This is a genomic window from Amycolatopsis sp. NPDC059657, assembly GCF_042734395.1.
Taxonomy (GTDB): domain Bacteria; phylum Actinomycetota; class Actinomycetes; order Mycobacteriales; family Pseudonocardiaceae; genus Amycolatopsis.
In genome coordinates this window covers 1-1319 of sequence record NZ_JBHWEB010000273.1, presented here as the reverse complement: position 1 = coordinate 1319, position 1319 = coordinate 1, and the positions used below count along the sequence as shown (strand labels likewise).

Below are 1319 nucleotides of genomic sequence, written 5' to 3'. Positions count from 1 at the left end.
TGAACCGCCCCGGGTTCGGTAGAGACTCGTTGTTGGGGTCAGGCGACCAGGCTGATCAGGTCGCCTGACTTGTACAGGGTCTCGAACTCGACGGGTGGCCGGCCGCCGCATGCTCCGTGGAGCCGCTGGTTGTTGTACCAGTCCACCCAAGCAGCGGTAGCGACGTCGACTTCCTGTTTATTGTGCCATGGCCCGTTCGGTTTAATCAACTCGGTCTTGTAAAGCCCGATGGTGGATTCCGCGAGCGCGTTGTCCAAAGCGTCACCAACCGTGCCGATCGACGCGTCGATACCCGAATCGATGAGATGCTGCGTGAACCGAAAAGAAGTGTACTGACTCCCAGCGTCGGAATGGTGGATCAGCTTGTCCTGTCCCTCGCGCCACCGATACTCCCGCTGACGTAGTCCCGTCTCGATGGCGTCGAGTACGAGGTCGGTTTCCTTGGACATGCTCGCGCGCCAGCCGACGATCTTGCGGGAGAACACGTCGATGGCGAACGCGACATAGACGGTGCCGGCCCAGGTCGCGACGTAGGTGAAGTCCGCTACCCACAAGCGATTCGGCGCACCGGCGGCGAACTGGCGTTTCACCAGATCCGCGGCGCGGACACCGTCGGGATCGGATACCGTGGTGCGGATCGTCTTTCCCCGCACCGCGCCGGCCAGGCCCATCGTGCGCATGAGCCGCTCGATCCGGCCTCGGCCCACGGTGATTCCATCGCGATTGAGTTTCCACCATATTTTCCGGGCACCGTACACCCGGTAATTCTCGTCATACACCCGCTGGATTTCCTTCTTCAATTCCTCATCTCGCACCGCGCGCGCCGATTTCGGGCGCGCGCGGGCGGCGTAATAGGTGGACGGAGCGATCTTGATCCCGAACTCGGTCAGCACGGCACAGATCGGCTCGACTCCGAACCGGTCCTTATACTCCGCGATGAACGCTACGAGCGTGGCGGTCGAGGGTCGAGCTCCCTCGCGAAGAAAGCCGACGCCGCCTTCAAGATCTCGTTCGCCCGCCGCAACTCACGAACCTCACGCTCGAGCTCCCGGACCCGCTCCGCCTCCGCGGTCGCGGCACCCGGCCGGGCACCCCCATCCGCCTCAGCCTGGCGCACCCACCGGCGCAGGCTCTCCGCCGAGACGCCCACCTTCGCCGAAATGGACTTGATCGCTTCCCACTGTGATCCATACTGCTCTACCTGCTCAAACACCAGCGCAACCGCGCGCTCACGCACCTCACGCGGGTGCCTCGAAGACCGGGCCATAACTCCATCCTCACTCACACGATGGAGCCTCCATCAAACCCGGGGCGGTTCA

General features: G+C 63.5%; 1 protein-coding gene and 1 other annotated feature. The gene reads right to left on the bottom strand.

The genetic code is table 11. The features are described from left to right. Positions 1-38 precede the first annotated feature (38 nt). A protein-coding gene (locus ACFV15_RS48175; RefSeq protein ID WP_378360250.1) for an IS3 family transposase occupies positions 39-1267 on the bottom strand; the annotation gives its coding sequence in 2 pieces (ribosomal slippage) (positions 39-988 and positions 988-1267; 1230 coding nt in all). Further along, positions 861-989: a sequence feature (AL1L pseudoknot), on the bottom strand. Its footprint overlaps the gene before it by 129 nt. Positions 1268-1319: the final 52 nt, after the last annotated feature.